This window comes from Streptomyces sp. CB03238 (assembly GCF_002099185.1).
Lineage (GTDB): Bacteria > Actinomycetota > Actinomycetes > Streptomycetales > Streptomycetaceae > Streptomyces.
Window position 1 is genome coordinate 212,899 of the sequence record NZ_NBCN01000008.1, and the last position, 24,309, is coordinate 237,207.

A 24,309-nucleotide genomic window follows, 5' to 3' on the forward strand; every position below is an offset into this window, starting at 1 on the left:
ACCATCCAAGCCCACCCACCAGGAGGCAAGGATGACCACCAGACCGCCCATCACGCTGTACGCACTGGGCGCCCTGTCCGCGCTGCTGCTGTGGACCGTCACCGCCGCCCACGCCACCCCCGCGACCGCCCCGCCGCCGCCCGCCGGCCCCGTCACCCACTGCGCCCCCGGCGGCACCCTCCGCGGCCCGCACGGCCAGTACGCCGACATCGCCCTGTGCGTCACCAACACCGGCACCACCATGACCGTGACGGCCGCCGCCACCTGCCGCCGGGGCACCACCAAAATCCGCCCCGTCTGCCGCACCTCCGGCACCTGGACCGCCCACCGCGCCGACAGCCCCACCGCCGAACCCACCGGCACGCTCGCCGGCCGCGCCGACTACCCGGGCCCCGGCACGTACGACATCGACGCCACCGTCCACGTACGCTCCGAACCGGCCGAGACCGACCTGCGCGGCCACGTACGCGCCACCGTCACCCTCACCGACGCCAGGCCCCGGCCCACCCACCGCATCGACGTCACGGCGAAACCGCACACCCTGAAGCCGGGCACGACCACCACCCTCACCTACACCGTCGCCCGCGTCAGCGACCACGGCGACGGCAGCGCCCGCCTCGGCCTCATCGGGGAGGAGGCCACCGGCATCCGGCTCACCTCGTCCGACCCCCGCTGCGTCAACCCGCTCCCCGGCCGCTACCCCTCCACCACCAGGAGCATGTACGCACTCGACTGCGCCCTCACCGACCTCCAGCCCGGCCGCCCCACGACCGTCACCGTCCGCGCCACCCTCGAGGCCGCCTGCTCCACCATCGTGTCCAAGCTGGGCTACTGGACGCCCAGGGGCCAGGAAAGCACCGGCGGAATGCTCACCGGCCCCACCGTCACCTGCGGCCGCGGCTAGTCACGACCCCAGCTCCACCAGCGCCTCGTCGGTCAGCCGGTACACCGTCCACTCGTCCTGCGGCCGCGCGCCCAGCGACTCGTAGAAGTTGATCGACGGGGTGTTCCAGTTCAGGACGGACCACTCCAGCCGCTCGTACCCGCGCGCCACACAGATCCGCGCCAGCTCCCGCAGCAGCGCCTTCCCGTGCCCGCCGCCGCGCAGCTCGGGCCGCACGTACAGGTCCTCCAGGTAGATGCCGTGCACCCCGCGCCACGTCGAGAAGTTCAGGAACCACAGCGCGAAGCCCGCGACCTCGCCCTCGTCCGTCTCCGCGATGTGCGCGAACGCGGCGGGCCGCTCACCGAACAGCGCCTCCCGGAACTGCTCCTCGCTCGCCCGCACCTCGTCCAGTGCCTTCTCGTACTCGGCGAGCTCACGGACCATCGCGTAAAGGGCGGGTACGTCATCGACAACAGCGCTACGAATCATGACCGCAGCCTAAGCACTACCACCCCAGCAGCATCCGCCCCACCTGCACGCGCTCCCCTTCCAGTACGGTCTCCCCGTCCTCCACGTCCCACAGCGAGTCCTGCAACACCCGCCCCAGCGTCCAGGCCTTCGCCCGCTCCCGGTCCAGCCCGAGGACCTCCGTCATCAGGTCGAACCGCCACAGCACCTCGTCCGGGTCGAACCGGTTGAACAGCGACGGCAGCAGCTCGAAACCCGGATCGCCGGCCAGCGGCTTCGGGTCGATCGCCAGCCACGGCTCCCGGTCCGAGGCCAGGACGTTGTCGAAGTGCAGGTCCCAGTGCAGCAGCCGGTCCCCCGGCTCGCCCGCCACCTCCCGTACCGCCGCCGCGCAGTCCCGCAGCAGCCGCCGGTCGTCCTCCTTCTCCAGCGCCTCCACCGCCTCGGGCACGTCGTCGAGCATCTCCGCCGCGATGTCGCCCAGGCTCCGCATCCCGGCCGGCGCCTCCACGTCCACCAGCCGCGCCATCAGCTCCGCCAGCGTCCGCGTCGCCTCCCGCGCGTCCGGCACGTCCGACAACGACCGCCCCTGTCCCAGCCACTCCAGCAGCAGCGTCCCCGTCCCCGGGTCGTCCGCGAGCAGCCGCACCGCGCCACTGCCGTCCCACGCGCGCAACGCCGACGCCTCGCCCTCGCTCTCCTCGTCCAGCAGCTGCAGCTTCAGCGCGGCACGGGTGCCGTCCTCCGCGACCACCGGCAGCACCAGCGCCGTCCACCCGTGCATCGCGGGCCCGGTCCGCCGCAGCCCCCACTCCTCGAGGAACCGCTCGGCCCGCCCGGGCAGCGCCGCGATGAACGCCCGGCCCTCCTCGCCGTTGATCTCGCTCTGGATCCGCGCCAGCTCCGCCGGAACCTCGATCACTGCCACCCCATCCGATAACGTCCACACCCACCCACTGGCGATGGACCCAAGGAACCACATGAGCACCGTCAACGGCGGCATATCGTTCTGGTACGCACAGGAAGGCACCCCCGCTCCCCGGGAGCCCCTCCCCGGCGACACCACGGCCGACGTCTGCATCATCGGCGGCGGATACACCGGCCTGTGGACCGCGTACTACCTGAAGAAGGCCGTCCCCTTCCTCAACATCATTGTCCTGGAAGGGAAGTTCTGCGGATACGGTGCTTCCGGCCGCAACGGTGGCTGGCTCTACAACGGCATCGCCGGCCGCGACCGCTACGCCAAGGCGCACGGCCACGAGGCCGCCGTACGCCTCCAGCAGGCGATGAACGACACCGTCACCGAAGTCGTCACCACCGCGTCCGACGAGAACATCGACGCCGACATCCACCAGGGCGGTGTCCTCGAAGTGGCCTACACGCCCGCCCAGTTGGCCCGCCTCAAGGCGTTCCACTCCGTCGAGGTCGCCTTCGGCGAGACCGACCGCGAGCTGTACGGCGCCCGCGAGACCGCCGACCGCATCCGCGTCACCGGCGCCGTCGGCTCCACCTGGACCCCGCACGGCGCCCGCATCCACCCGGTCAAACTGGTCAAGGGCCTCGCCGCCACCGTGGAAGCCCTCGGTGTCACCATCCACGAATCGACGCCCGTCACCGAGATCAAGCCCAAGCACGCCATCACCCCGTACGGCACGGTCCGCGCCCCCTACGTCCTGCGCTGCACCGAAGGGTTCACCGCGAGCATCAAGGGCCACAAGCGCACCTGGCTCCCCATGAACTCCTCCATGATCGTCACCGAGCCCCTGCCGCAGGACGTGTGGGACGACCTCGGCTGGACCGGCCGCGAAACCCTCGGCGACATGGCCCACGCCTACATGTACGCCCAGCGCACCGCCGACGACCGCATCGCGCTGGGCGGCCGGGGCATCCCGTACCGCTACGGGTCGAAGACCGACAACGACGGCCGCACCCAGCCCGCCACCATCGACGCCCTCCGCGAGATCCTCATCCGCCTCTTCCCCCGACTCGCCGGCACGCCCATCGCCCACGCCTGGTCCGGCGTCCTCGGCGTCCCCCGCGACTGGTGCGCCACCGTCACCCTCGACCGCTCCACCGGCCTCGGCTGGGCCGGCGGCTACGTCGGCTCCGGCGTCGCCACCGCCAACCTCGCCGCCCGCAGCCTCCGCGACCTGATCCAGCAGGACTCCGGCCAGTCCGGCCCCACCGACCTCACCACCCTCCCCTGGGTCAACCACAAGGTCCGCGCCTGGGAACCCGAACCCTTGCGCTGGCTCGGCGTCCACACCCTCTACGCCGCCTACCGCACCGCCGACCGCCGCGAAGCGGCCATCCACACCCCCACCACCGACCGCCTCGCCACCCTCGCCGACCGCGTCTCCGGCCGCCGCTGAGTACCGCGAAAACGACAAAGGCCCCGGACAGATGTCGTCCGGGGCCTTGCCCATGGAGCCCCCTGTCGGGTTCGAACCGACGACCCCCGCTTTACAAGAGCGGTGCTCTGGCCAGCTGAGCTAAGGAGGCACTGCGCACGAGTGTAACCGGACCCCACCCGGCTCCGGTCGAAAATTTCATCGCCCGCCGACTGCTGACAGACGCCGCCCCGCCGGGTAGCGTCACCCGGAGTTCACTGACGTGGACTAGACCCATCTCTCCCTCTACTCGGATCGTCCGGCACGTTCCTGCCGGTGAAGGGACTGCATCACCATGGCTTCTGTCACGTTCGACAAGGCGACCCGGATCTACCCGGGTGGCACCAAGCCCGCCGTCGACCAGCTCGACATCGAGATCGCCGACGGCGAGTTCCTCGTCCTCGTCGGCCCGTCCGGCTGCGGCAAGTCGACCTCCCTGCGCATGCTCGCGGGTCTGGAGGACGTCAACGGCGGCGCCATCCGGATCGGTGACCGCGACGTCACGCACCTGCCGCCGAAGGACCGGGACATCGCCATGGTGTTCCAGAACTACGCGCTGTACCCGCACATGAGCGTCGCCGACAACATGGGCTTCGCGCTCAAGATCGCCGGCGTGAACAAGGCGGAGATCCGCAAAAAGGTGGAGGAGGCGGCGAAGATCCTCGACCTGACCGAGTACCTGGACCGCAAGCCGAAGGCGCTCTCCGGCGGTCAGCGGCAGCGTGTGGCCATGGGCCGCGCCATCGTGCGTGAGCCGCAGGTGTTCCTCATGGACGAGCCTCTGTCGAACCTCGACGCCAAGCTGCGCGTGTCGACGCGTACGCAGATCGCGAGCCTCCAGCGCCGGCTCGGCATCACCACGGTGTACGTCACGCACGACCAGGTCGAGGCCCTCACCATGGGCGACCGTGTCGCGGTACTGAAGGACGGGCTGCTCCAGCAGGTCGACACGCCGCGCAACATGTACGACCGCCCGGCCAACCTCTTCGTCGCCGGCTTCATCGGCTCCCCCGCCATGAACCTGGTCGAGGTCCCGATCACCGACGGTGGCGTCAAGTTCGGCAACAGCGTCGTCCCGGTGTCCCGCGAGGCGCTGTCCGCCGCGGCCGACAAGGGCGACACGACCGTGACGGTCGGCGTCCGCCCCGAGCACTTCGACGTGGCGGGTGCGGAGAGCGACCAGGGTCTGGCCGTGTCGGTCAACGTCGTCGAGGAGCTCGGCGCCGACGGGTACGTGTACGGCTCCGCGCGCGTCGGCGGCGAGGACAAGGACCTGGTGGTCCGGGTCGGCGGCCGCGCCATCCCGGAGAAGGGCTCCGTGCTGCACGTCGTGCCGCGTCCGGAGGAGATCCACGTGTTCTCGACCTCGACGGGCGAGCGCCTCAGCAACTGACCGGGCAAAACGCCCACGCGGCCCCGCACTTCGGTGCGGGGCCGTCACGCGTAGGGCGCCGGGATGTCGACAAATACCCCGGCACAGGGGTCAATTCGGACCCTGTTCGTCAACGCCTGATTCGAAAAGGAGCATCGAACCATCCCCCGTGGGGGTGACTAAATGTCTCCAAATCATCACTGGCCGCTACGCTCACGTCCGTGACCCACACCGCACGCCGAATCGGCCGCTCTCTCGCCCTCGTCCTGCCCGTCGTCCTGGTGCTCTCCGGAACTCTCGCGGTCACCAGCGTCCCGTGGGCAGGCAGCAGCTCCCAGACCCAGATGCTCACCGCGTCCTCGGAGAACGTCCCGGTACGGGCCAAGCCCCGTGCCCCGCAGGATATTCTCCGCGACAAGCTCCTCGCAGAGCTTCAGGAGGAGGACCCGGGTGTCGCCCTCATGCAGCTCCAGCGTGCAGTGGAGGAACGCCCGTCGCTGGCCAGGCACTGCAGGTCGATCGCCCGCGCGCTCGGCGAGGCCGCCGTCCAGCACTACGGTCCCGTAGTCGCCCAGACGTTCTCCAGGCCCGCGTGCGACACGTCGTACGCCACCGGCGTCGCGCACGCGAGCTGAGGCGTATCACCGCCTCCGAGGTGCGCCTATCGTGCGCGGTATGCACACCTCTCCGACGCAGGCCGTGGTCCTGGCGGGCGGCCAGGGTTCGCGACTGCGCCCGTACACCGACGACCGCCCCAAGCCGATGGTCGAGATCCCGGGAACCGGGATCCCGATCATCGGCCATCAGCTTTCCTGGCTGGCCGCCGAGGGCGTGACCGACGCCGTCGTCTCCTGCGGCCACCTCGCCGAGGTGCTCCAGCGGTGGCTGGCGACGGCCGAACTGCCCCTGCGCGTCACCACCGTTGTGGAGCCCGAGCCACTGGGCCGCGGCGGCGGCCTCAAGTACGCGGCCGCGCGCCTGCCGCACCCCGAAGAGCCGTGGTACGCCACGAACGGTGACATCTGGACCCGTTTCTCGCTGCGCGAGATGGCCGCGTTCCACGCCGAGCGCGATGCCGTCGCGACACTCGCCCTGGCCCGTCCCCGTATCCCCTGGGGGGCCGTCGAGACGGACGCCTTCGGGCACATCACCGACTTCATCGAGTCGCCGCCGTCGCCCTACCTCATCAACGCGGGCGTGTACGTCTTCTCCCCGGCCTTCACGGGCGCGTTGCCCGACCGTGGGGACCACGAGCGCACCACGTTCCCCCGCCTGGCCCGTGAGCGGCGCCTGGCGGGCTTTCCGCTGCCGCAGGGGGCGTACTGGAGGGCGATCGACACCGCGAAGGACCTCCAGGAGGCGGCGAAGGAGCTCGCCGGCTCCTGACCGAGGGCATACGGGAGGGGCGGTCACCGTGGACACGGTGACCGCCCCTCCTCCTGTCGTGTACGTCAGCCGAGCAGGCCGCCGATCGGGTTCCGGTTGCCGCCGGTGGACGAGCCGCCGTCGTTGCCGCCCGAGCCGCTGCCGCCCGTACCGCCGTCGTCGCCACCCTCACCGCCGCCGGTGCTGCCGCCGCTGCCGGTGCCGCCCGTGGAGGTCGGGCCGGAGCTGGAGGACGGCGGGGGCACGGGCTCGGACTGCTCCGGGGGCTGCTGGCCGGTGCCCTGCGAGGCGGTCGGCCGCTCCTCCTCGGTGCGCTCGGCCTCGCTCGCCGTCTGGGACGGGGAGGACGCCTGCTCCTCGGCCGTGGGGCCGGCGGACGCGGACGCCGAGGGCTCGGGGCGGCGGGAGGACTCGCGGGCCGACGGGGACTGCTCGCCCGGCTCCTCGGGGAGCGGCCGGCCGGGCAGGTGGTTGGTCGGGTCGTCGTTCGGGCCGGGGACGGTGACCATCTCGGTGGACCGTACGGCGCCGCCGAGCACCGAGCCGATGAGCAGGGTCAGGCCGACCACGACGGTGGCGACGAGCACGCCGCGCCGCAGTACCCGGCGGCGCAGGTCCCACAGCGCGGAGCGGGGCCCGAGGGTGCGCCACGCCTCGCCGGCGAGGCGTCCGTCGATGGAGTAGACGGGCGCGCCGGCGATGATCAGCGGCGACCAGGCGGCGAGGTAGATGATGTCGGGCGCGTCGTAGACGGGGACGGTCTTCCAGCTGACGGTGAGGATCAGCGCGGCGGACAGCAGGGCGCCGAAGACGGCGGCGACGCGCTGCCAGAGTCCCAGCACGGTGAGGACGCCGACGATGACCTGCGCGAAGGCGACGGTGAGGCCGGCGCCGACGGGGTGGGCGAGTGCGAAGTCGCGCAGCGGTTCGGCGAGGGCCCAGGGGTGGAGGGAGTTGAGCCACTTGACCATGGAGCCGCGTTCGCCGCCGTCGAAGTAGACGGGGTCGCAGAGCTTGCCCATGCCGGCGTAGATGGAGATGAAGCCGAGGAACACGCGCAGCGGCAGCAGGACGACGCCGAGGTTCATCCGGCGGCCGGGGTAGTACGCGTGCCGGTGGGCGGGCCCGGTGTACGCCCCGTCCGAGTAGCGGTCGTCGTCGCGGTCGTCGTCCCGGTCGTCCTCGTGGGAGTCGGCGTACGTGTCCGCGTACGTGTCGGCGTACGCGCCGGGGCGGTGCTCGTCGTCGGGCTGCTCGTCGTAGGCGCCGACCGCGCGGCGCATGGGCGGCAGGAGGGGCGGGGCGACGGGGGTGGGCATGGTGTCGTCGGAGAGGTCGACACGCGGGATGACCTGGGTGGCGCCGGCGTCGAGCGTGTCGACGGCCGTCGATTCCCGCACGGCCTGGAGGAGCCCGGTCGCGCCGGGGTCGCCGGGCGAGGACTTGCCGCTCCACACGACGGGCGCGCGCCGCCGTGCCACCGCGCCGGTGGCGCCGCCGGCGCCGCTCATGGCGGGCACGCGGGCGGTGTCCGCCAACCGGGGCTTGTTCACCGGGGCGAGCTGCACACGGAAACTGGCGTGGTTCACGATGACCTGCGCGGGATCGCAATCCACCTTGACCATGCTCAGCGCAGGCTGATCGTCGAAACCGGGCCGGGGCGTTCTGGTGTCCACACTCATCTAACCGAGTGACGTGGGTTTAGGACACTGCCTTGACGGGTGGGAAATGTCCGAGACCCGTCAAGATCATGACGGGCCCGCGCTCTCGGACACGTGTGCCATCAGGCGCGGCACGAAGCCGCCGACGCGCGTCGCGGGACCGGGGGCTGGGGACACCGGCCCCCGGTACGTCACGCGCGGCGCCGGCCCACCGCGTACAGGACCACACCAGGGCGCCGCTCGGCGGCGGGGACCGCGGCCCCAGGACCGGGAGCTGGGCGTCCGTTCCCACAGACCGTCACGTGCCGGGGCGTGGGGGCGGCAGCCGCCCACGACACCGGGGCTTGGGGTGGTCGGCTCTCATGGACCATCACGCGCCAGGAGGCTGGAGAGCCCCACGGCACCGGCGGCCGGGGCGTCGCTCCACGGACCGGGGGGCGTGGGGGCATCGAGCCACGGCGCCGGGGCGCTGGGCGTCGGCCCCACGGACCGGCACGCTTCAGGGGCCTGAAGGGCGCCCCCACGCACACCGGAGCCTGGGCGGGACGGCTCCCACAGCACCGGCGGCCGGGGCGCGGGGCTTCGAGGACCACGGCGCCGGGGCGCGGGGCGTCCGCCCCCACGGACCGGCACGCACCGGGGGGCGTGGGGGCGGCAGCCCCCGTGGAGGGTTACGCGCGGCGGCGGGACGCCTCGTACAGGACCACACCGGCCGCGACGCCCGCGTTGAGGGATTCGGCGCCGCCCGGCATGGGGATGCGGACGAGGTGGTCGCACGTCTCGCCGACCAGGCGGGACAGGCCCTTGCCCTCGCTGCCGATGACGATGACGACCGGGCCGCCCAGGGCGTCCAGCTCGTGGACCTCGGTGTCGCCGTCGGCGTCGAGGCCGACGACCGTGATGCCGGCCTTCTGGTACGCCTCCAGGGCGCGGGTGAGGTTGGTGGCGCGGGCGACCGGGGTGCGGGCGGCGGTGCCCGCGGCGGTCTTCCAGGCGCCGGCGGTCATACCGGCCGCGCGGCGCTCCGGTACGACCACGCCGTGGCCGCCGAACGCGGAGACGGAGCGGACGACGGCGCCGAGGTTGCGCGGGTCGGTGACGCCGTCGAGGGCGACGATCAGCGGGTCCTCACCGTCGTCGAAGGCGGCCGCGGCGAGGTCCTCGGGGTGGGCGTACTCGTACGGCGGGACCTGGAGGACGAGGCCCTGGTGGTTGAGGCCGTTGGTCATCCGGTCGAGCTCGGCGCGCGGGGCCTCCATGAGGTTGATGCCGCCGCGGTCGGCCGCGAGCTTGAGCGCGTCGCGCACCCGCTCGTCGTTGTCGATGAACTGCTGGACGTACAGCGTCGTCGCGGGTACGCCGTCGCGCAGCGCCTCGAAGACGGGGTTGCGGCCGACGACCATCTCGGACAGGCCCTTGCCGCCGCGCCGGGCGACCTGGCGGCGGTGCGCCTGCTTGGCCTTGGCGTTGGCGACGCGGTTCTTCACATGGCCCTTGCGGGCGGACGCGGGCGGCGTGGGGCCCTTGCCTTCCAGGCCCCGGCGCCGCTGGCCACCGCTGCCGACCGTCGCGCCCTTCTTGTTGGACGTGCGGCGGTTCCTGCGCTGGCTGTTCCCGGCCATGACTTACCTGCTTCGTCGATGATGCGTACGTACGTATATATGAAGTGTGCCAGCGCGGTGCCTACCGCGCGCCGAGCGTCCACCTCGGCCCGTCGGGGCCGTCCTCGATGACGAGCCCGGACTGGCCGAGCTGGTCGCGGATCGCGTCCGCCGTGCTCCAGTCCTTGCGCGCCCGGGCCGCCTCGCGCTGGTCCAGGACCATGCGTACGAGCGAGTCCACGACCCCGTGGAGGTCCTCGGAGCGGTCGGTCTCGCCCGCCCAGTGCGGGTCGAGCGGGTCCAGGCCGAGGACGCCGAGCATGGCACGGACCTCGGCGAGGCGCGCGACGGCGGCTTCCTTGTCGTCGGCGGCCAGCGCGCTGTTGCCCTGCCGGACGGTGGTGTGGATGATCGCGAGCGCCTGCGGGACGCCCAGGTCGTCGTCCATGGCCTCGGCGAAGCCGAGGGGGACATCGGCGGCGGGCTCCACGACGCCGGCCTTCTCGACGACCCGCTGGACGAAGCCCTCGATGCGCGCGAACGCCGACTCGGCCTCGCGCAGGGCCTCCTCGCTGTACTCGATCATCGACCGGTAGTGCGGGGTGCCCAGGTAGTAGCGCAGCACGATGGGCCGCCACCGCTTGGCCATCTCGGAGACCAGCACCGAATTGCCGAGCGACTTGGACATCTTCTCGCCGCTCATGGTGACCCAGGCGTTGTGCACCCAGTAGCGGGCGAAGTCGTCGCCGTACGCCTTGGCCTGGGCGATCTCGTTCTCGTGGTGCGGGAAGATCAGGTCGATGCCGCCGCCGTGGATGTCGAAGGCGGAGCCCAGGTACTTGTGCGCCATGGCCGAGCACTCCAGGTGCCAGCCGGGGCGGCCGCGTCCCCAGGGCGTCTCCCAGTCGGGCTCGCCGGGCTTGGTGGCCTTCCACATGGCGAAGTCGCGCGGGTCGCGCTTGCCGGTGATGCCTTCCTCGGCGGGCTGGCGCAGGTCGTCGATGTCCTGGTTGGACAGCGACAGGTACTCGGGGAAGGAGCGGACGTCGAAGTAGACGCTGCCGTCGGCCTCGTAGGCGTGGCCGCGCTCGACGAGGCCGCGCATCATCTCGATCATCTCGGGGACGTGGCCGGTGGCGCGCGGCTCGTAGGTGGGCGGGAGGCAGCCGAGGGCCTCGTACCCGTCGTTGAACGCGCGCTCGTTCTCGTACCCGATCGACCACCAGGGGCGGCCCTGGTCGGCGGACTTGACGATGATCTTGTCGTCGATGTCCGTGACGTTGCGGATGAACGTCACGTCGTAGCCGCGGTACGCGAACCAGCGGCGCATGATGTCGAAGTTCAGCCCCGACCGGATGTGCCCGATGTGCGGGGCGGCCTGCACGGTGGCACCACACAGGTAGATCGAGACGCAGCCCGGCGTGAGCGGGATGAAGTCGCGGATCTGCCGGGCGCTGGTGTCGTACAGACGAATAGTCACCACTCCAGGGTAGTGGGCCGGTGCCAGTGCCCCGTGCCTCAGGTGGTACGGACGAGCAGTGCGGTGGCGATGGCGGCGAGGCCCTCCGCGCGGCCGGTCAGCCCGAGGCCGTCCGTCGTGGTGCCGGACACCGACACGGGTGCCCCGGCCGCCGCGCTCAGCACCTTCTGGGCCTCGTCGCGGCGCTTGCCGATCTTCGGGCGTACGCCGATGACCTGGACGGCGATGTTGCCGATCTCGAAGCCCTCGGCGCGGACGAGCCGGGCGGCCTCGGCCAGCAGCGTCACGCCGGAGGCGCCGGACCACTCGGGTCGCGAGGTCCCGAAGTGGGCGCCGAGGTCACCGATACCGGCGGCGGAGAACAGCGCGTCGCAGGCGGCGTGGGCGGCGACGTCACCGTCGGAGTGCCCGGCGAGGCCGTAGCCGTCGGAGTCCTCCCACAGCAGGCCGGCGCACCACAGCTCGCGGCCCTGCTCGAAGGCGTGGACGTCGGTGCCGATGCCGACGAGCGGGATGTTCACGGCGTCAGAAGCCATCGTTGGCCCTCCGGCGGGCGAGGACGGCCTCGGCGAGGACGAGGTCGAGCGGACGGGTCACCTTGAACGCCTCCTCGTGGCCGGGGACGACCACGACCGGCTCGCCGAGCTGCTCGACCATGCTCGCGTCGTCGGTGACGTTGTCGGTGACGGTGGCGTGGGCGCGGACCAGTGTGTCGCGGGCGAAGCCCTGCGGGGTCTGTACGGCGCGGAGGGTGGCGCGGTCGGGCGTGGCGAGGACCGGCTCGGGCTCGCCCTTCTCGCGCGGCTCCACCTGCTTGACGGTGTCGGCGAGGGGTACGGCGGGCACGACGGCGACGGCTCCGTCGCGGACGGCCTCGATGACCGCGTCGACGGTGTCGACGGGCACGAGCGGGCGGGCCGCGTCGTGGACGAGGACGGTGGTGATGTCGCCGGGCAGCGCGTCCAGGCCGAGGCGGACGGACTCCTGGCGGGTCTCGCCGCCGGGTACGACGAGGTAGTCCGTGCGCTCGGGGAGGGCGTGCGCGTCGAGGAGGTTCTTGACCTCGGGCGCGCCGTCGGGCGGTGCGACGACCACGACGAGGGAGACCGCGCGGGAGGCCGCCATGGCGCGGACCGCGTGGATGAGCATGGGCGTCCCGTTCAACGCGCGCAGCGCCTTGGGGGCGCCCGGGCCGAGCCGTACGCCCCGGCCGGCCGCGGGGATCACCGCGGCGGTGCGGACAGGGGGTGCTGCGTCAGACATCGGTTGCACTCCGGCAGGTTTGTTGACTCGGCCGATATGGGTATGGCCTCAGCGGGCGGGCGCAACGCCTTGACCGGACCCTTCCGTGACCACTGGTGGGGCGAGCTGCGCCGGCTGCCCGGGCAGAGCGTGCGTGGGCAGTTCCGGGAGCCGGACATGCCGCAGCGCCCGGCGACGAAGCTGTCTGTCACAGCATGTCAGCGGGCACCGCGGCATCGCTTCACATCAGCTACGCGTTACGCGTCAGGACGCGAGGACCTCGTCGAGCAGGGCCTCGGCCTTGTCTTCGTTGGTGTTCTCCGCGAGGGCGAGCTCGCTCACCAGGATCTGGCGCGCCTTGGCGAGCATGCGCTTCTCGCCGGCGGACAGACCGCGCTCGCGCTCGCGGCGCCACAGGTCACGCACCACTTCGGCGACCTTGATGACGTCGCCGGAGGCGAGCTTCTCGAGATTTGCCTTGTAGCGACGGGACCAGTTCGTCGGCTCCTCGGCATATGGTGCGCGAAGCACCTCGAAGACCCGGTCCAGTCCGTCCTGACCGACCACATCGCGCACGCCGACGAACTCCGCGTTGTCCGCTGGCACACGAACCGTCAAGTCGCCCTGGGCGACCTTGAGCACCAAGTAGGTCTTGTCCACGCCTTTGATCTGGCGAGTTTCGATGGCCTCGATCAGCGCGGCCCCGTGATGGGGATAGACCACGGTGTCGCCAACCTTGAACGTCATGTGACAGGTACCCCTTCCGTGGCTATCCAGGGTAACACGGATACGGCTTCTTCTGAATGGCGTTTTCGCAGGTCAGGGCATATCTCGGGGCTTGACAACAGTAACAGGAACGTGCTGCGGAGGGCTTCCGGAAGGGGGTATTCGCAGGTCGGAGCGGCTGCGCGGGCGGGCGGAAACACGCACGTCGCACCCCCCGACGAGCGACCCGAAGGGGCCGATTGTCCAGTTTTGCCGGGTTCCCGGAGGTGAACTTCCCGTACTCCGTTCGGACGCCGCTCACTCGTACGGACGCTCGCTCGGCCGATTCCCGGAATTGACCGGCCGCGGGTCGCGCGTTGCTCACGGAGTTTGTCCGAGCGGGGCTTTTCGGTAAGGAAATGCGGCACCGGGATGGAATTGATCAAGAGCGGTTATGTGAACGCGGTACGAAGTACGCGGTTCGGCGGGTGCGGGACGGGCGTGGGACGGTCGTACGGCGGACGCGCGGACCGGCGGTCGCCGGGAGCCCGACATGGGACTGGGGCGGGTCGGGTGCGGGGCGGCGAGGAGGGGTCGGTAACCTGAGCGCGCCGACTGATCCTTTGGCCCGTTCCCGGGGTCGGCCGGCCGCAAGCACCACCACGTACCACCCAGACCGTGCCCGTCCTTCCCTCCGTCCGTACGTCCTAGGAGTTGCCGCCGCCGTGAGCCGCAGCCTTCGACGCGGCGCCCTCGCCGCCACCGCCATCGTGTTCTCGATCGCCTCGCTCTCCGCCTGCGGTGCGGGCAACAACGCGCAGACCCTCGGCGTCAAGCCGGACAACGCCGCCACCTCGGTCGGCACCGTCAAGATCCAGAACGCCATGGTGATCACGCAGCCGAAGCCCGGTGCGGAGGGCCCCGCCGTCGTCTCGGCGATGCTCTTCAACAACGGCTCCAAGGCGGAGACGCTGGAGGCGATCGAGCTGCCCGGCACCGACGCCCAGGTCAAGCTCACCGCCGCGGGCGGCTCCGGCCCGATCACCGTCCCGGCGGGCGGCTCCGTCCTCATCGGCGGCCAGGGCAACGCCTCCGCGGTGATCGACAAGGGCCGTGAGGCCGCGCAGAACGGCGACGCGCAGGAAGTCGTCTTCAAGCTCAGCGAGACCGGCGACGTCGGGCTGGAGGCGTTCGTCATCCCGGCGACCAGCTACTTCGCGGGGTACGGCCCCACCGAGGTGCCGCAGCAGCCGGCCGAGCAGTCCCCGGCGTCCACCCCGCCCGCGCCGCCGTCGGGCGCGCCGACCGGCAGCCCCACCGGCTCCCCGGCCGCGCCGGACGCCCCCAACGAGGGCGACGAGGCGCCGGAGGCCCCGTCGGACTCCGCCTCGGCGTCGCACGACGCCGGTCACTGACGTACACGTACGGGAAGGGGCGCCCCACCAGCGGTGGGGCGCCCCTTCCCGTACGTACACCCGCGAGCCGGCGGGCGGGGGCCAGAGCTCTGGCTTGGCCCTCTCCCCCTCTCTGCGCCGGACTCCGTCCGGCGGGGGCCGGGCCTACGGCTCGAGCTTGACCGCCCCTTTGGCGCCCCTCGCACCGCTTCGCGGGCTTCGGAGCGCTGCGCCGGACTCCGTCCGGCGGGCGGGGCCTACGGCTCGAACTTGTAGCCCAGGCCCCGGACCGTGACGAGGTACCTGGGAGCGCCCGGGTCGGGTTCGATCTTGGCGCGGAGGCGCTTGACGTGGACGTCGAGGGTCTTGGTGTCGCCCACGTAGTCCGCGCCCCACACCCGGTCGATCAGCTGCATACGGGTCAGCACCCGGCCCGCGTTGCGCAGCAGCATCTCCAGCAGGTCGAACTCCTTCAGCGGCAGGTCGACCTTGCCGCCCGCGACCGTCACGACATGACGGTCCACGTCCATCCGGACCGGCCCGGCCTCCAGGGCCGCCGGGGCGACCTCCTCGGGCTCGCCGCGGCGGCGCAGCACCGCGCGGATGCGGGCGACCAGCTCGCGGGACGAGAAGGGCTTCGTGACGTAGTCGTCGGCTCCTATCTCCAGTCCGACGACCTTGTCGATCTCGCTGTCCTTGGCGGTCACCATGATGACCGGGACGTTCGACCGGCCGCGCAGCTGGCGGCAGACCTCGGTGCCGGGCAGACCGGGCAGCATGAGGTCGAGCAGGACGAGGTCGGCGCCATTGCGCTCGAATTCGTCCAGCCCCTCGGGCCCGGTGGTCGCCACGGCGACTTCGAAGCCTTCCTTGCGGAGCATGTAGGACAGGGCGTCGCTGAAGGATTCCTCATCCTCGACGACGAGCACTCGGGTCACGGAAGGACCTCCGGGGCTGTGAGCGGTTCGTGGGTGGTGTGGTCGTGGTGGGACCGGGAAGAGCGGTCCCTTACGGCGCCGGCCTCGGGGAGCCGGAGGGTGAAGGTGGAGCCCTGACCCTCGGTGCTCCACACGGTGACCTCCCCGCCGTGGGAGGCGGCCACGTGCTTGACGATGGCGAGGCCCAGCCCCGTACCGCCGGTGGCGCGGGAGCGGGCGGGGTCGACGCGGTAGAAGCGCTCGAAGATGCGCTCCTTGTCCTTGTCGGGGATCCCTATGCCCTGGTCGGTGACGGCTATCTCGATGAGGTCGCCGCCGGGCGCGGTGACGCGGCGGGCGGCGATGCCGACGCGGGTGTGGGCCGGGGAGTAGTTCACGGCGTTCTCGACGAGGTTGCCGAGGGCGGCGGCGAGCTGGCCGCGGTGTCCCCAGACGTGCAGGTCGGCGGTGCCGCCGGCGGCCATGGTGATCTGCTTGGTGGAGGCGGTGTGCCGGGAGCGGTCGACGGCCTCGGCGACCAGTTCGTCGACCCGCACCGGCTCGGCGTCCTCCAGCGGGTCGTCGTTCTGGACGCGGGAGAGGTCGATGAGCTCCTGGACGAGGTTGGTGAGCCGGGTGGCCTCTATCTGCATGCGCCCGGCGAAGCGCATGACGGCCTCGGGGTCGTCGGAGGCGTCCATGACGGCCTCGGAGAGCAGGGACAGGGCGCCGACGGGGGTCTTGAGCTCATGGCTGACGTTGGCGACGAAGTCGCGGCGTACGGCTTCGATACGGCGGGCCTCGGTGAGGTCCTCGACCAGGAGCAGGACGAGGCGGGAACCCAGCGGGGCGACGCGGGCGGAGACGGCGAGGGCCTCGCCTCGGCCGGTGCCGCGCCGGGGCAGGTCCAGCTCCACCTGCCGTATCTCGCCGTCGCGGCGGGTGTCGCGGGCCATGTGGAGCATCGGCTCGACGGCCAGTTTGCCGCCGCGGACGAGCCCGAGCGCGTACGCCGCGGAGCTGGCCTTGACGACGGAGTCGCTCTCGTCGAGGACGACGGCGGAGGAGCGCAGCACGGACAGGACCGTGTCCACACCGGGCGGCAGTACCGCGTCCGTGTGGAGGGAGGTCCGGGTGGGTCTGGCCTGGTCGCGCTCGCTCCAGCGGAACGCCAGCATGGCGATCACGCCGGTGCACGCTCCGGCGATCGCGGCCAATGCGGCGACCGCCGCGTTCACGTCCATGCATCCAGGTTATGCGTGGCCGCCGACACTCTCCCAGCCATCAGGGGCCGTGCTCGAACAGTCGTCGCCCAGAGTTCACCGAGGGGAAAGTGACGGTTCACTTGGGAGGGAGGCCCCGGACTTTTTGGACTCGGACCGTGGGAGCGTAGGGGGCCGAGCCCACCCGGCCCCCTGAGGTCGCACTGAGAGAGGGACATCCATGCGGGACGCGTACCACGAGGAACTGGACTCGATCGGCGAGGGCCTGGTCGAAATGACCCGGCTGGTCGGGTCGGCGGTCGGGCGCGCCACCACGGCGATGCTCGACGCGGATCTGAAGCTGGCGGAGGCCGTGATCGCGGCCGACCAGAAGGTCGACGACCTTCAGCACGAACTGGAGGCCCGGGCCATAGCCCTGCTGGCGCGCCAGCAGCCCGTCGCGACGGATCTGCGGATCGTGGTGACCTCGCTGCGGATGAGCGCGGACCTGGAGCGCTCCGGCGACCTGGCCCAGCACGTCGCCAAGCTGGCGCGGCTGCGCTTCCCGGACCACGCGGTGCCGCAGGACCTGCACGCCACGATCCTGGAGATGGGCCAGCTGGCGCAGCGCCTGATGGCGAAGGCGGCGGAGGTCATCATCACCAAGGACGTCGACCTGGCGCTGCAGCTGGAGCACGACGACGACGAGATGGACCGTCTGCACCGGACGCTGTTCCAGCACCTGATGGACGACCGCTGGAAGCACGGCATCGAGACGGCGGTCGACGTGACCCTGCTGGGCCGCTACTACGAGCGCTTCGCCGACCACGCGGTGTCGGTCGCCAAGCGGGTCGTCTACCTGGTGACGGGTGAGCACGCGGATGAGCTGCAGCAGGCGGAGGCGCCGGTGGAGGGCGCGTAGCCACGCGGTCGCACATCTGTGCGCCGTTGATGCGCCCTGCCGGGCGGGGATGCAATGGGGAGAGGCGACGTACGCCTTGGAACGTACGCCTTCGAGGAGGGACCCATGGCAGATACGCCCATGACCGACCCCGACCAGGAAGTGCCCGTCGAAGTGCTCCGCCTGCCCGTGCTGGGCGCCTGTGGCTGTGGCTCGGGCTGCGGCTGCGGCTGCCAGTCGGGCGCGCCGTGCCAGTGCGGCGGCTGCTGCGGCTGACCCGCCGGGCGTTTCGCGAAGGGCCCCGCCCGTGTCCTGGGCGGGGCCCTTTGGCGGAATATGGTGCGACCACTGTTGAGCGTGGCGCTCCGAGGAGCCGTGCCCGGTACTGGGGGCTGGTTCTGCACGCCATGCACTGCGTGGTGGACTGGCCGGTGGAGCCGACCGGCCGGGAACGCACCCGGACGGCGGTGGCATCCACCCACCCGGCGCCCAGGTTCTGACATTTCTCTGTCACCCGATCTGCAAGGCAGCTAGCCTCTCCGGCCATGGACCTGTCGCTCGGGCTGAATCTGCTGGCCGTGCTGGTCTCAGCCCTCGCCCTGGCAACGTCGCTAGCCGTGTCGCGCCGGCAACTACGACTGGCGCAGAACTCCAATGTGTTGCCGATGGTCACCCAGATGTTCAAGGAGACGCGTGAACCAGAGTTCTCCCAGGCGATCGAGTACATCAGCACCCGCCTCGCGGCTGAGCACTCACCGGAGAACGGGTACCGAAGGCTCCCCCCGGAGGCGAAGGGACACATACGCCGGATCAGTCTCTTCTACGACGACGTGGGAAAACTCGTCGCGCACGGCGTAGTGGAAGAACGTCTCATCATCGGTTCCTACGGCCTCAACATCGTCAACATGTGGGACGTCCTGGCGCCCTACGTCTACCGGGAGCGGATGCTCACTACGAAGGCGATGCTGTACTTCGAAGACCTGGCCGCCCGGGCCAAGGCTCGGCCGATGGCGGAGGTGCACGCTCAGATCGGCCTCTCCGAGTGTCCGCCCTGACGGAAGGCGGCCCACGGACGGGCCGAGGCACGAGAGAGCCCCCGACCGGGAAAACCGCCGATCGGGGGCTTGCTCGCGCTGAGGACTACTTCTTGCCCTGGTTCTTGACCGCCTCGATGGCCGCCTTCGCCGCCTCGGGGTCCAGGTAGGTGCCGCCCGGCTTGAGCGGCTTGAAGTCGGCGTCCAGCTCGTAGACCAGCGGGATGCCCGTGGGGATGTTCAGGCCCGCGATGGCCTCGTCGGAGATGCCGTCCAGGTGCTTGACCAGGGCGCGCAGGCTGTTGCCGTGGGCGGCGACCAGGACGACGCGGCCGGTCAGGAGGTCGGGGACGATGCCGTCGTACCAGTACGGCAGCATGCGGACGACGACGTCCTTGAGGCACTCGGTGCGCGGGCGCAGCTCCGGCGGGATGGTGGCGTACCGCGCGTCGTTGGCCTGCGAGAACTCGTTGTCGTCGGCGAGGACCGGCGGCGGGGTGTCGTAGGAGCGGCGCCACAGCATGAACTGCTCCTCGCCGAACTCGGCGAGCGTCTGCGCCTTGTCCTTGCCCTGCAGCGCGCCGTAGTGGCGCTCGTTCAGGCGCCAGGAGCGGTGGACCGGGATCCAGTGGCGGTCGGCGGCCTCGAGCGCGAGCTGCGCGGTGCGGATGGCGCGCTTCTGGAGGGAGGTGTGCAGCACGTCGGGGAGCAGACCGGCGTCCTTGAGCAGCTCACCGCCGCGGACCGCCTCCTTCTCGCCCTTCTCGGTGAGGTTGACGTCCACCCAGCCGGTGAACAGGTTCTTCGCGTTCCATTCGCTCTCGCCGTGGCGGAGGAGGATCAGCTTGTACGGTGCGTCGGCCATGCGTACGAGATTAATGGACGCCGATGACGCTTGACGGCCCCCGTCAATCGAGTAGGTCCCTGCGGCAGCGCCCTCGTAACGTCCGATCACCGGATCGGCCGCTTACGGGGGTACACATGTCCATCGCCACGCTCAGACGGGCGGCCAAGGAGAGCGTCTCGGGCCTGCCGCGGGCGTTCTGGTGGCTGTGGGCGAGCACCCTGATCAACCGGCTCGGCGCCTTCGTCGCCACCTTCACCGCCCTGTACCTGACCCTGGACCGTGGCTATTCGGCCTCGTACGCGGGTCTCGTGGCGTCCCTCCACGGGCTCGGCGGCGTCGTCTCGTCGCTCGGCGCGGGTGTGATGACCGACCGGCTCGGCCGGCGCCCCACGCTGCTGATCGCCCAGGTGTCGACGGCCGTCTCCGTCGCCGTCCTCGGCTTCATGCAGCACCCCGTCGCCATCGCCGCGGTCGCCTTCGTCGTCGGCGCCGCGTCGAACGCCTCGCGGCCCGCCGTGCAGGCGATGATGGCCGACATCGTGCGGCCCGAGGACCGTGTGCGGGCTTTCTCGCTCAACTACTGGGCGATCAACCTGGGCTTCGCCGTCTCCTCCGCGGGCGCCGGGTTCATCGCCGAGTACAGCTATCTCGCCGGCTTTCTCGGCGAGGCCGTCCTGACGCTGACCTGCGCGGTCCTCATCTACGCCAAGCTCCCGGAGTCCCGCCCCGCCCAGGTCCCGCTCGCCCCCGGCAAGACGGTGGCGCCGGGGACCGGCATGGGGACCGTGCTGCGCGACGGGCGGTTCATGGGGGTGGTGGGCCTCTCCTTCCTCATCTCGCTGATCTTCCAGCAGGGGTACGTGGGCCTCCCCGTCGCCATGGGCACGGACGGGTTCGGCGCGGCGGACTTCGGGCTGGCGATGGCGGTCAACGGTGTCCTCATCGTGACGCTCCAGATCCCGGTCACCCGGTACATCGAGCACCGCGACCCGCGCCGGCTGCTGATCGTCTCCTCGCTGCTGGCCGGGTACGGCTTCGGGCTCACCGCCTTCGCGGGTTCCGTCGCCGCCTACGCGCTGACCGTCTGCGTCTGGACGCTCGCCGAGATCGTCAACGCCCCGACCCAGACGGGACTGGCGGTGCGCCTCTCCCCGGTCCATGGGCGTGGCCGCTACCAGGGCGTGTACACGATGTCGTGGTCGGCCGCCGCGCTGGTCGCCCCGCTGATGTCCGGGTGGACGATCGACCGGTGGGGCGCGCAATGGCTGTGGGGCGCGTGCGCGGTGCTCGGGACGGTGGCCGGGCTCGGCTACTGGCTGCTGATGCGGGGCCTGCCGGCCCAGTCCCCGGAGACGGTCGCCCCGGCGCCGTCCCGCGAGGCGGTCACCGCCTGAGGGGCGCCGCGTGCGCCTCGGCCGGGTTCTGGGGCGTACGGCCACGGGGGTGCCGTACGCCCCGAACTCGCCTTCCTCGCCGGGGTCGTTGCGGGGCCGGGCCGCGAGGCCCCACACCGGCCGTCAGCCGTACGACGGCCCGATTGTCGTGGGGCTGCGCCCCCCACGCCCCCGTGACGCGGCAGCTTGGTGCCGCGCGGCCCGCACACGGGCCAGGCCGATTCGGTCGTCAGCCGTAGGACGGCCGGGGTGGGGCCGTGCAGGGTCGGCCCCGCAGAGGTTGGCGGCTCTGTTACGGCTCCCGACCCGGCGTACCCAAGGCCGCCGACCTCGAGGAGCCGAGCCCGGAGGGGCCACGCCCCCCACCCACCGGCAGGCGCCGAGCCGCACCGCGGCACCGGTGCAAGCGCCCCGCACCGGGCACCGCCCCATGGGGCACCGAGAAAAGGGCACCGCCCCAGTTCCGTTGTGCCCACCCGTTCCTCCCCCTAGGACTTCGTCCTGGGGGACCCCCAGCGGAACGACTGCCCACAACGAGTGGGGCGAGGGCCCGGGGTGGGGGCCCCGGGACGCCGGCCCGGTGGGGGCCGGAACCGGTGGGGTTACTTCTGCGGGCGGGTCAGGTGGGTGAACGCGTCCAGGTTGCGCGTGGATTCGCCGCGGGCGAGGCGCCACGCGTACTCCTTGCGGATCGCCGTCGCGAAGCCCAGCTCCAGGAGCGTGTTGAACGCCCCGTCCGCCGCCTCCAGGACCGAGCCCAGCACGCGGTCCAGTTCCTCCGGGGTGACCGCGGAGAGCGGCAGCTTGCCGGTCAGGTAGATGTCGCCGAGGCTGTCGACCGCGTACGCCACCCCGTACAGCCGGAGGTTCCGCTCCAGCAGCCAGCGGTGGACGCCCGGCTCGTTCTCGTCGGGGTGGCGGATGACGAACGCGTTCAGGGACAGCGAGTGGCGGCCCAGGCGCAGCGACAGCGTGGTGGACAGCTTGCGCGTACCGGGAAGGGTGACGACGTAGGAGCCGGGCTCCGGGGACTCCCAGGTCAGCTCGGCGTCGTTCAGCGCGGACTCGATGATCTTCCGGGCGTCAGCCATGACGCGAGCGTACGCCACGGCGGTGTTCGTGCATGGCCGCGGTGTACACGTCCGCCGTTCCCGCCGCCGCCGTGTCCCAGCCGAACGACCCGGCGTGCCGCGCCGCCGCCTCGCCCAGGCGGCCGGTCAGCGACGGGTCGTCGACGAACCGGCGCAGCGCGGCCGCGTAGTCCGCCGGGTGGTGGCCCTGCACCAGGAAGCCGGTCGAGCCGTCCCGGACCGCCACCGGCAGCCCGCCCACCGACGCGGCGACGACGGGCGTTCCGGCCGCCTGCGCCTCGATGGCGACGAGCCCGAAGGACTCGCTGTACGAGGGCATGACGAGCACGGACGCCGCCCGGAACCAGTCGGCGAGCGCGTCCTGCCGCACGGGCGGGTGGAAGCGTACGACGTCGCCGATGCCGAGGCGCGCGGCGAGTTTCTGCAGGCCCTCTGGCTTGGCGAGGCCGCTGCCGCTGGGCCCGCCGACGACCGGGACGAGCATCCGGGACCGCAGCGACGGGTCCTCGTCCAGCAGCAGCGCGGCGGCCCGCAGCAGGATGTCGGGGGCCTTCAGGGGCTGGATGCGCCCGGCGAACACGGGGATGAACGCGTCGGCCGGCAGCCCGAGCCGGGCGCGGGCGGCGGCCCGCCCGTCGGCCGGCCGGAACCGGTCGAGGTTCACGCCCGGGTGCACGACCGCGACCTTCGACGGCTCGGCCTCGTAGAAGCGGACGAGTTCGTCGGCCTCCTCCGCGGTGTTGGCGATCAGCCGGTCGGCGGCGCGCACGATCTGCGTCTCGCCGATGACCCGCGCCGCGGGCTCGGGGGTGTCGCCCGCCGCGAGGGCGGCGTTCTTGACCTTGGCCATGGTGTGCATGGCGTGCACGAGCGGGACGCCCCACCGCTCGGCGGCGAGCCAGCCGACGTGGCCGGAGAGCCAGTAGTGGGAGTGGACCAGGTCGTAGTGGCCGGGCCGGTGCCCCGCCCAGGCCCGCATCACGCCGTGGGTGAAGGCGCACAGCTGGGCGGGCAGCTCCTCCTTGGCGAGCCCTTCGTACGGGCCGGCGTCCACGTGCCGTACGAGGACGCCCGGGGCCAGCTCGACGGCCGGGGGCAGCCCGCCGGCGGTGGCCCGCGTGAATATCTCGACCTCGATGTTGATCGCGGCGAGGCGCTTGGCGAGCTCGACGATGTAGACGTTCATGCCGCCCGCGTCGCCCGTGCCGGGCTGATGCAGCGGGGAGGTGTGGACGCTGAGCATCGCGATCCGGCGCGGCACCCGCGCCCGGCCGGGCAGCCGCAGCCGGTGCGACCCGGCGGTCCGGTGCGGCCCGGCCAGGGTGCCGGCGAACCGGGACACGTACTGGCTCACGTCGGCGTCCTTCCGCTGTGCGGGCATGGCAAGCGGAGGACACGCGCGCGCCAGTGCGTACGGCCCTCCTGCCAGCCACAACAGCGGGCCGGGCCCCTTCATTTCCGCTTTGCCAATTCATTACACGCACGCGGGAGCCCTTACCCTCGTCCCCATGGCCCCGCGCACCACCCGCCCCGCCGGGACCCGCCCCGTCGGCACACCGACCCGCGGGACCACCAACCCCAACCGCCTGCGCCGTATGGACCGCTGGATCGCCGCCGTCCACGGCGCGGCGCTGCGCCGCGGCGAGCGGGTGCCCACGGCCGTGGATCTCGGGTACGGGGCCGCCCCGTGGACCGCCGTCGAGCTGCTGCACCGGCTGCGTGACGACGCCGACCCCCGCGCCCGGGTGGTGGGCATCGAGATCGACCCGGCCCGAGTGGCGGCCGCCCGGCCGTACGAGCGCGACGGGCTCACCTTCGTGCACGGCGGCTTCGAGATCCCCGTGGACGGCGCCCCGTCGCTGATCCGGGCGGCGAACGTGCTGCGCCAGTACGACGAGGACGAGGTCGCCGAGGTGTGGGCGCGGCTGTGCGCGCGGCTCGCGCCCGGCGGGCTGCTGGTGGAGGGGACGTGCGACGAGATCGGGCGGCGTCATGTGTGGGTGGCGCTGGGGCCGGAGGGGCCGCGGACGGTGACGTTCGCGACCCGGCTCGGCTCCCTGGGCCGCCCCTCCGATCTCGCGGAGCGCCTCCCGAAGGCGCTGATCCACCGGAACGTGCCGGGCGAGCCGGTGCACGCGTTCCTGCGGGACTTCGACCGGGCGTGGGCGGCGGCTGCTCCGTACGCCTCGCTGGGCGCGCGGCAGCGGTGGATCAGGACGGCGGCGGACCTGGCGGGCGACTGGCCGCTGGTGGACGGCCGACGGCGGTGGCGGCAGGGCGAAGTGACGGTCCGATGGGCGGCGCTGGCGCCCGGCTCGTACTGACCCCTCGCACTGAA

General features: G+C 71.9%; 24 protein-coding genes and 1 tRNA gene. 11 read left to right on the forward strand and 14 right to left on the reverse strand.

All coding sequences use genetic code 11. The annotated features are described in order from the left end of the window. Positions 1 to 31: 31 nt before the first annotated feature. Positions 32 to 904 (forward strand): hypothetical protein, encoded by an 873-nt coding sequence (locus BKD26_RS16960; RefSeq protein ID WP_084898760.1) that lies wholly within the window; start codon positions 32 to 34, stop codon positions 902 to 904. Here BKD26_RS16960 and BKD26_RS16965 read toward each other — a convergent pair whose 3' ends face one another. Continuing rightward, the gene (locus BKD26_RS16965; RefSeq protein WP_084898762.1) at positions 905 to 1,375 is read right to left on the reverse strand and encodes a GNAT family N-acetyltransferase; all 471 of its coding nucleotides are present in this window, start codon (positions 1,373 to 1,375) and stop codon (positions 905 to 907) included. It lies immediately after the preceding gene. Positions 1,376 to 1,391: 16 nt separating this feature from the next. Then, on the reverse strand, positions 1,392 to 2,276 hold the full coding sequence (locus BKD26_RS16970) for an aminoglycoside phosphotransferase family protein (protein WP_241518695.1): 885 nt from the start codon (positions 2,274 to 2,276) through the stop codon (positions 1,392 to 1,394). 58 nt (positions 2,277 to 2,334) lie between these two features. Here BKD26_RS16970 and BKD26_RS16975 point away from each other — a divergent pair, with 58 nt between their 5' ends. Then, complete coding sequence (locus tag BKD26_RS16975) at positions 2,335 to 3,726, forward strand: FAD-dependent oxidoreductase (protein WP_084898764.1); 1,392 nt, start codon at positions 2,335 to 2,337, stop codon at positions 3,724 to 3,726. A gap of 53 nt (positions 3,727 to 3,779) precedes the next feature. Here BKD26_RS16975 and BKD26_RS16980 read toward each other — a convergent pair. Then, positions 3,780 to 3,856: transfer RNA gene (locus BKD26_RS16980), tRNA-Thr, on the reverse strand. A gap of 183 nt (positions 3,857 to 4,039) precedes the next feature. Between BKD26_RS16980 and ugpC the strand changes: the two genes are divergently transcribed. The 3 genes from ugpC (at position 4,040) to BKD26_RS16995 (ending at position 6,502) form a co-directional block, all read left to right on the forward strand. After that, positions 4,040 to 5,137, forward strand: coding sequence for a sn-glycerol-3-phosphate ABC transporter ATP-binding protein UgpC (ugpC, locus tag BKD26_RS16985; protein ID WP_084898766.1), 1,098 nt, complete (start codon positions 4,040 to 4,042; stop codon positions 5,135 to 5,137). Positions 5,138 to 5,337: 200 nt separating this feature from the next. Next, entirely contained in the window at positions 5,338 to 5,751 is a 414-nt protein-coding gene (locus BKD26_RS16990) for a hypothetical protein (protein WP_084898767.1), read from the forward strand. Positions 5,752 to 5,791: 40 nt separating this feature from the next. Beyond that, entirely contained in the window at positions 5,792 to 6,502 is a 711-nt protein-coding gene (locus BKD26_RS16995; RefSeq protein WP_084898769.1) for a nucleotidyltransferase family protein, read from the forward strand. A 65-nt stretch (positions 6,503 to 6,567) separates the two neighbouring features. Here BKD26_RS16995 and BKD26_RS17000 read toward each other — a convergent pair whose 3' ends face one another. From BKD26_RS17000 to BKD26_RS17030, 6 genes are all read right to left on the reverse strand, one after another. After that, complete coding sequence (locus BKD26_RS17000; protein WP_084898771.1) at positions 6,568 to 8,184, reverse strand: DoxX family protein; 1,617 nt, start codon at positions 8,182 to 8,184, stop codon at positions 6,568 to 6,570. 650 nt (positions 8,185 to 8,834) lie between these two features. Beyond that, the gene (gene rlmB / locus BKD26_RS17010) at positions 8,835 to 9,785 is read right to left on the reverse strand and encodes a 23S rRNA (guanosine(2251)-2'-O)-methyltransferase RlmB (protein WP_073757202.1); all 951 of its coding nucleotides are present in this window, start codon (positions 9,783 to 9,785) and stop codon (positions 8,835 to 8,837) included. 61 nt (positions 9,786 to 9,846) lie between these two features. Then, on the reverse strand, positions 9,847 to 11,244 hold the full coding sequence (gene cysS / locus BKD26_RS17015; RefSeq protein ID WP_084898775.1) for a cysteine--tRNA ligase: 1,398 nt from the start codon (positions 11,242 to 11,244) through the stop codon (positions 9,847 to 9,849). A gap of 38 nt (positions 11,245 to 11,282) precedes the next feature. After that, positions 11,283 to 11,780: a 2-C-methyl-D-erythritol 2,4-cyclodiphosphate synthase gene (gene ispF, locus BKD26_RS17020; protein ID WP_084898776.1), complete on the reverse strand. Its 498-nt coding sequence runs from the start codon at positions 11,778 to 11,780 to the stop codon at positions 11,283 to 11,285. Continuing rightward, positions 11,770 to 12,507, reverse strand: a complete 738-nt coding sequence (ispD, locus tag BKD26_RS17025; protein ID WP_084898778.1) for a 2-C-methyl-D-erythritol 4-phosphate cytidylyltransferase — start codon at positions 12,505 to 12,507, stop codon at positions 11,770 to 11,772. The genes ispF and ispD overlap by 11 nt, the downstream gene beginning before the upstream one ends. 243 nt (positions 12,508 to 12,750) lie before the next feature. Next, entirely contained in the window at positions 12,751 to 13,233 is a 483-nt protein-coding gene (locus tag BKD26_RS17030) for a CarD family transcriptional regulator (protein ID WP_003953493.1), read from the reverse strand. Positions 13,234 to 13,916: 683 nt separating this feature from the next. Between BKD26_RS17030 and BKD26_RS17040 the strand changes: the two genes are divergently transcribed. Next, positions 13,917 to 14,606: a DUF461 domain-containing protein gene (locus BKD26_RS17040; RefSeq protein ID WP_084898781.1), complete on the forward strand. Its 690-nt coding sequence runs from the start codon at positions 13,917 to 13,919 to the stop codon at positions 14,604 to 14,606. A 236-nt stretch (positions 14,607 to 14,842) separates the two neighbouring features. On the opposite strand, the gene BKD26_RS17045 is transcribed toward BKD26_RS17040, so the two are convergent. Next, positions 14,843 to 15,523 (reverse strand): response regulator transcription factor, encoded by a 681-nt coding sequence (locus BKD26_RS17045; RefSeq protein WP_064067557.1) that lies wholly within the window; start codon positions 15,521 to 15,523, stop codon positions 14,843 to 14,845. After that, positions 15,520 to 16,746, reverse strand: coding sequence for an ATP-binding protein (locus BKD26_RS17050; RefSeq protein WP_084898783.1), 1,227 nt, complete (start codon positions 16,744 to 16,746; stop codon positions 15,520 to 15,522). The genes BKD26_RS17045 and BKD26_RS17050 overlap by 4 nt, the downstream gene beginning before the upstream one ends. Positions 16,747 to 16,945: 199 nt before the next feature. On the opposite strand from BKD26_RS17050, the gene phoU reads away from it, so the two are divergent. The 3 genes from phoU (at position 16,946) to BKD26_RS17060 (ending at position 18,660) form a co-directional block, all read left to right on the forward strand. Then, on the forward strand, positions 16,946 to 17,626 hold the full coding sequence (gene phoU / locus BKD26_RS17055; RefSeq protein WP_084898784.1) for a phosphate signaling complex protein PhoU: 681 nt from the start codon (positions 16,946 to 16,948) through the stop codon (positions 17,624 to 17,626). A gap of 105 nt (positions 17,627 to 17,731) precedes the next feature. Then, positions 17,732 to 17,881, forward strand: coding sequence for a hypothetical protein (locus BKD26_RS40285; RefSeq protein WP_179166567.1), 150 nt, complete (start codon positions 17,732 to 17,734; stop codon positions 17,879 to 17,881). A gap of 269 nt (positions 17,882 to 18,150) precedes the next feature. Further along, complete coding sequence (locus BKD26_RS17060) at positions 18,151 to 18,660, forward strand: hypothetical protein (protein ID WP_143662663.1); 510 nt, start codon at positions 18,151 to 18,153, stop codon at positions 18,658 to 18,660. Between the two features lie 85 nt (positions 18,661 to 18,745). Here the strand turns inward: BKD26_RS17060 and BKD26_RS17065 are convergent, their stop codons facing one another. Continuing rightward, positions 18,746 to 19,504 carry a phosphoglyceromutase gene (locus BKD26_RS17065; RefSeq protein ID WP_084898788.1) on the reverse strand — a complete coding sequence of 253 codons (759 nt, stop codon included), beginning with the start codon at positions 19,502 to 19,504 and terminating at the stop codon, positions 18,746 to 18,748. Positions 19,505 to 19,620: 116 nt separating this feature from the next. Between BKD26_RS17065 and BKD26_RS17070 the strand changes: the two genes are divergently transcribed. Then, positions 19,621 to 20,880, forward strand: coding sequence for an MFS transporter (locus tag BKD26_RS17070; protein ID WP_084898789.1), 1,260 nt, complete (start codon positions 19,621 to 19,623; stop codon positions 20,878 to 20,880). Between the two features lie 602 nt (positions 20,881 to 21,482). Here the strand turns inward: BKD26_RS17070 and BKD26_RS17075 are convergent. Together BKD26_RS17075 and mshA are read right to left on the reverse strand one after the other, a co-directional pair. Next, positions 21,483 to 21,971: a YbjN domain-containing protein gene (locus tag BKD26_RS17075; RefSeq protein WP_084898926.1), complete on the reverse strand. Its 489-nt coding sequence runs from the start codon at positions 21,969 to 21,971 to the stop codon at positions 21,483 to 21,485. Next, the gene (gene mshA / locus BKD26_RS17080; protein WP_084898791.1) at positions 21,964 to 23,325 is read right to left on the reverse strand and encodes a D-inositol-3-phosphate glycosyltransferase; all 1,362 of its coding nucleotides are present in this window, start codon (positions 23,323 to 23,325) and stop codon (positions 21,964 to 21,966) included. Before mshA ends, BKD26_RS17075 begins: the two co-directional genes overlap by 8 nt. 154 nt (positions 23,326 to 23,479) lie before the next feature. Between mshA and BKD26_RS17085 the strand changes: the two genes are divergently transcribed. Continuing rightward, positions 23,480 to 24,295, forward strand: coding sequence for a class I SAM-dependent methyltransferase (locus BKD26_RS17085; protein ID WP_084898793.1), 816 nt, complete (start codon positions 23,480 to 23,482; stop codon positions 24,293 to 24,295). The last annotated feature ends 14 nt before the right edge of the window (positions 24,296 to 24,309 follow it).

Excerpts from the sequence above, each read along its gene's own strand:
- BKD26_RS16960 (WP_084898760.1), top strand. The coding sequence starts at position 32 with ATGACCACCAGACCGCCCATCACGCTGTACGCACTGGGCGCCCTGTCC.
- BKD26_RS16975 (WP_084898764.1), top strand. The coding sequence starts at position 2,335 with ATGAGCACCGTCAACGGCGGCATATCGTTCTGGTACGCACAGGAAGGC.
- ispF (WP_084898776.1), bottom strand. The coding sequence starts at position 11,780 with ATGGCTTCTGACGCCGTGAACATCCCGCTCGTCGGCATCGGCACCGAC.
- ugpC (WP_084898766.1), top strand. The coding sequence starts at position 4,040 with ATGGCTTCTGTCACGTTCGACAAGGCGACCCGGATCTACCCGGGTGGC.
- phoU (WP_084898784.1), top strand. The coding sequence starts at position 16,946 with ATGCGGGACGCGTACCACGAGGAACTGGACTCGATCGGCGAGGGCCTG.
- BKD26_RS17065 (WP_084898788.1), bottom strand. The coding sequence starts at position 19,504 with ATGGCCGACGCACCGTACAAGCTGATCCTCCTCCGCCACGGCGAGAGC.
- BKD26_RS16995 (WP_084898769.1), top strand. The coding sequence starts at position 5,792 with ATGCACACCTCTCCGACGCAGGCCGTGGTCCTGGCGGGCGGCCAGGGT.
- BKD26_RS17085 (WP_084898793.1), top strand. The coding sequence starts at position 23,480 with ATGGCCCCGCGCACCACCCGCCCCGCCGGGACCCGCCCCGTCGGCACA.
- BKD26_RS40285 (WP_179166567.1), top strand. The coding sequence starts at position 17,732 with ATGGCAGATACGCCCATGACCGACCCCGACCAGGAAGTGCCCGTCGAA.
- BKD26_RS17075 (WP_084898926.1), bottom strand. The coding sequence starts at position 21,971 with ATGGCTGACGCCCGGAAGATCATCGAGTCCGCGCTGAACGACGCCGAG.
- BKD26_RS17070 (WP_084898789.1), top strand. The coding sequence starts at position 19,621 with ATGTCCATCGCCACGCTCAGACGGGCGGCCAAGGAGAGCGTCTCGGGC.
- rlmB (WP_073757202.1), bottom strand. The coding sequence starts at position 9,785 with ATGGCCGGGAACAGCCAGCGCAGGAACCGCCGCACGTCCAACAAGAAG.
- ispD (WP_084898778.1), bottom strand. The coding sequence starts at position 12,507 with ATGTCTGACGCAGCACCCCCTGTCCGCACCGCCGCGGTGATCCCCGCG.
- BKD26_RS16965 (WP_084898762.1), bottom strand. The coding sequence starts at position 1,375 with ATGATTCGTAGCGCTGTTGTCGATGACGTACCCGCCCTTTACGCGATG.
- BKD26_RS17060 (WP_143662663.1), top strand. The coding sequence starts at position 18,151 with ATGGACCTGTCGCTCGGGCTGAATCTGCTGGCCGTGCTGGTCTCAGCC.
- BKD26_RS17000 (WP_084898771.1), bottom strand. The coding sequence starts at position 8,184 with ATGAGTGTGGACACCAGAACGCCCCGGCCCGGTTTCGACGATCAGCCT.
- BKD26_RS17050 (WP_084898783.1), bottom strand. The coding sequence starts at position 16,746 with ATGGACGTGAACGCGGCGGTCGCCGCATTGGCCGCGATCGCCGGAGCG.
- BKD26_RS17030 (WP_003953493.1), bottom strand. The coding sequence starts at position 13,233 with ATGACGTTCAAGGTTGGCGACACCGTGGTCTATCCCCATCACGGGGCC.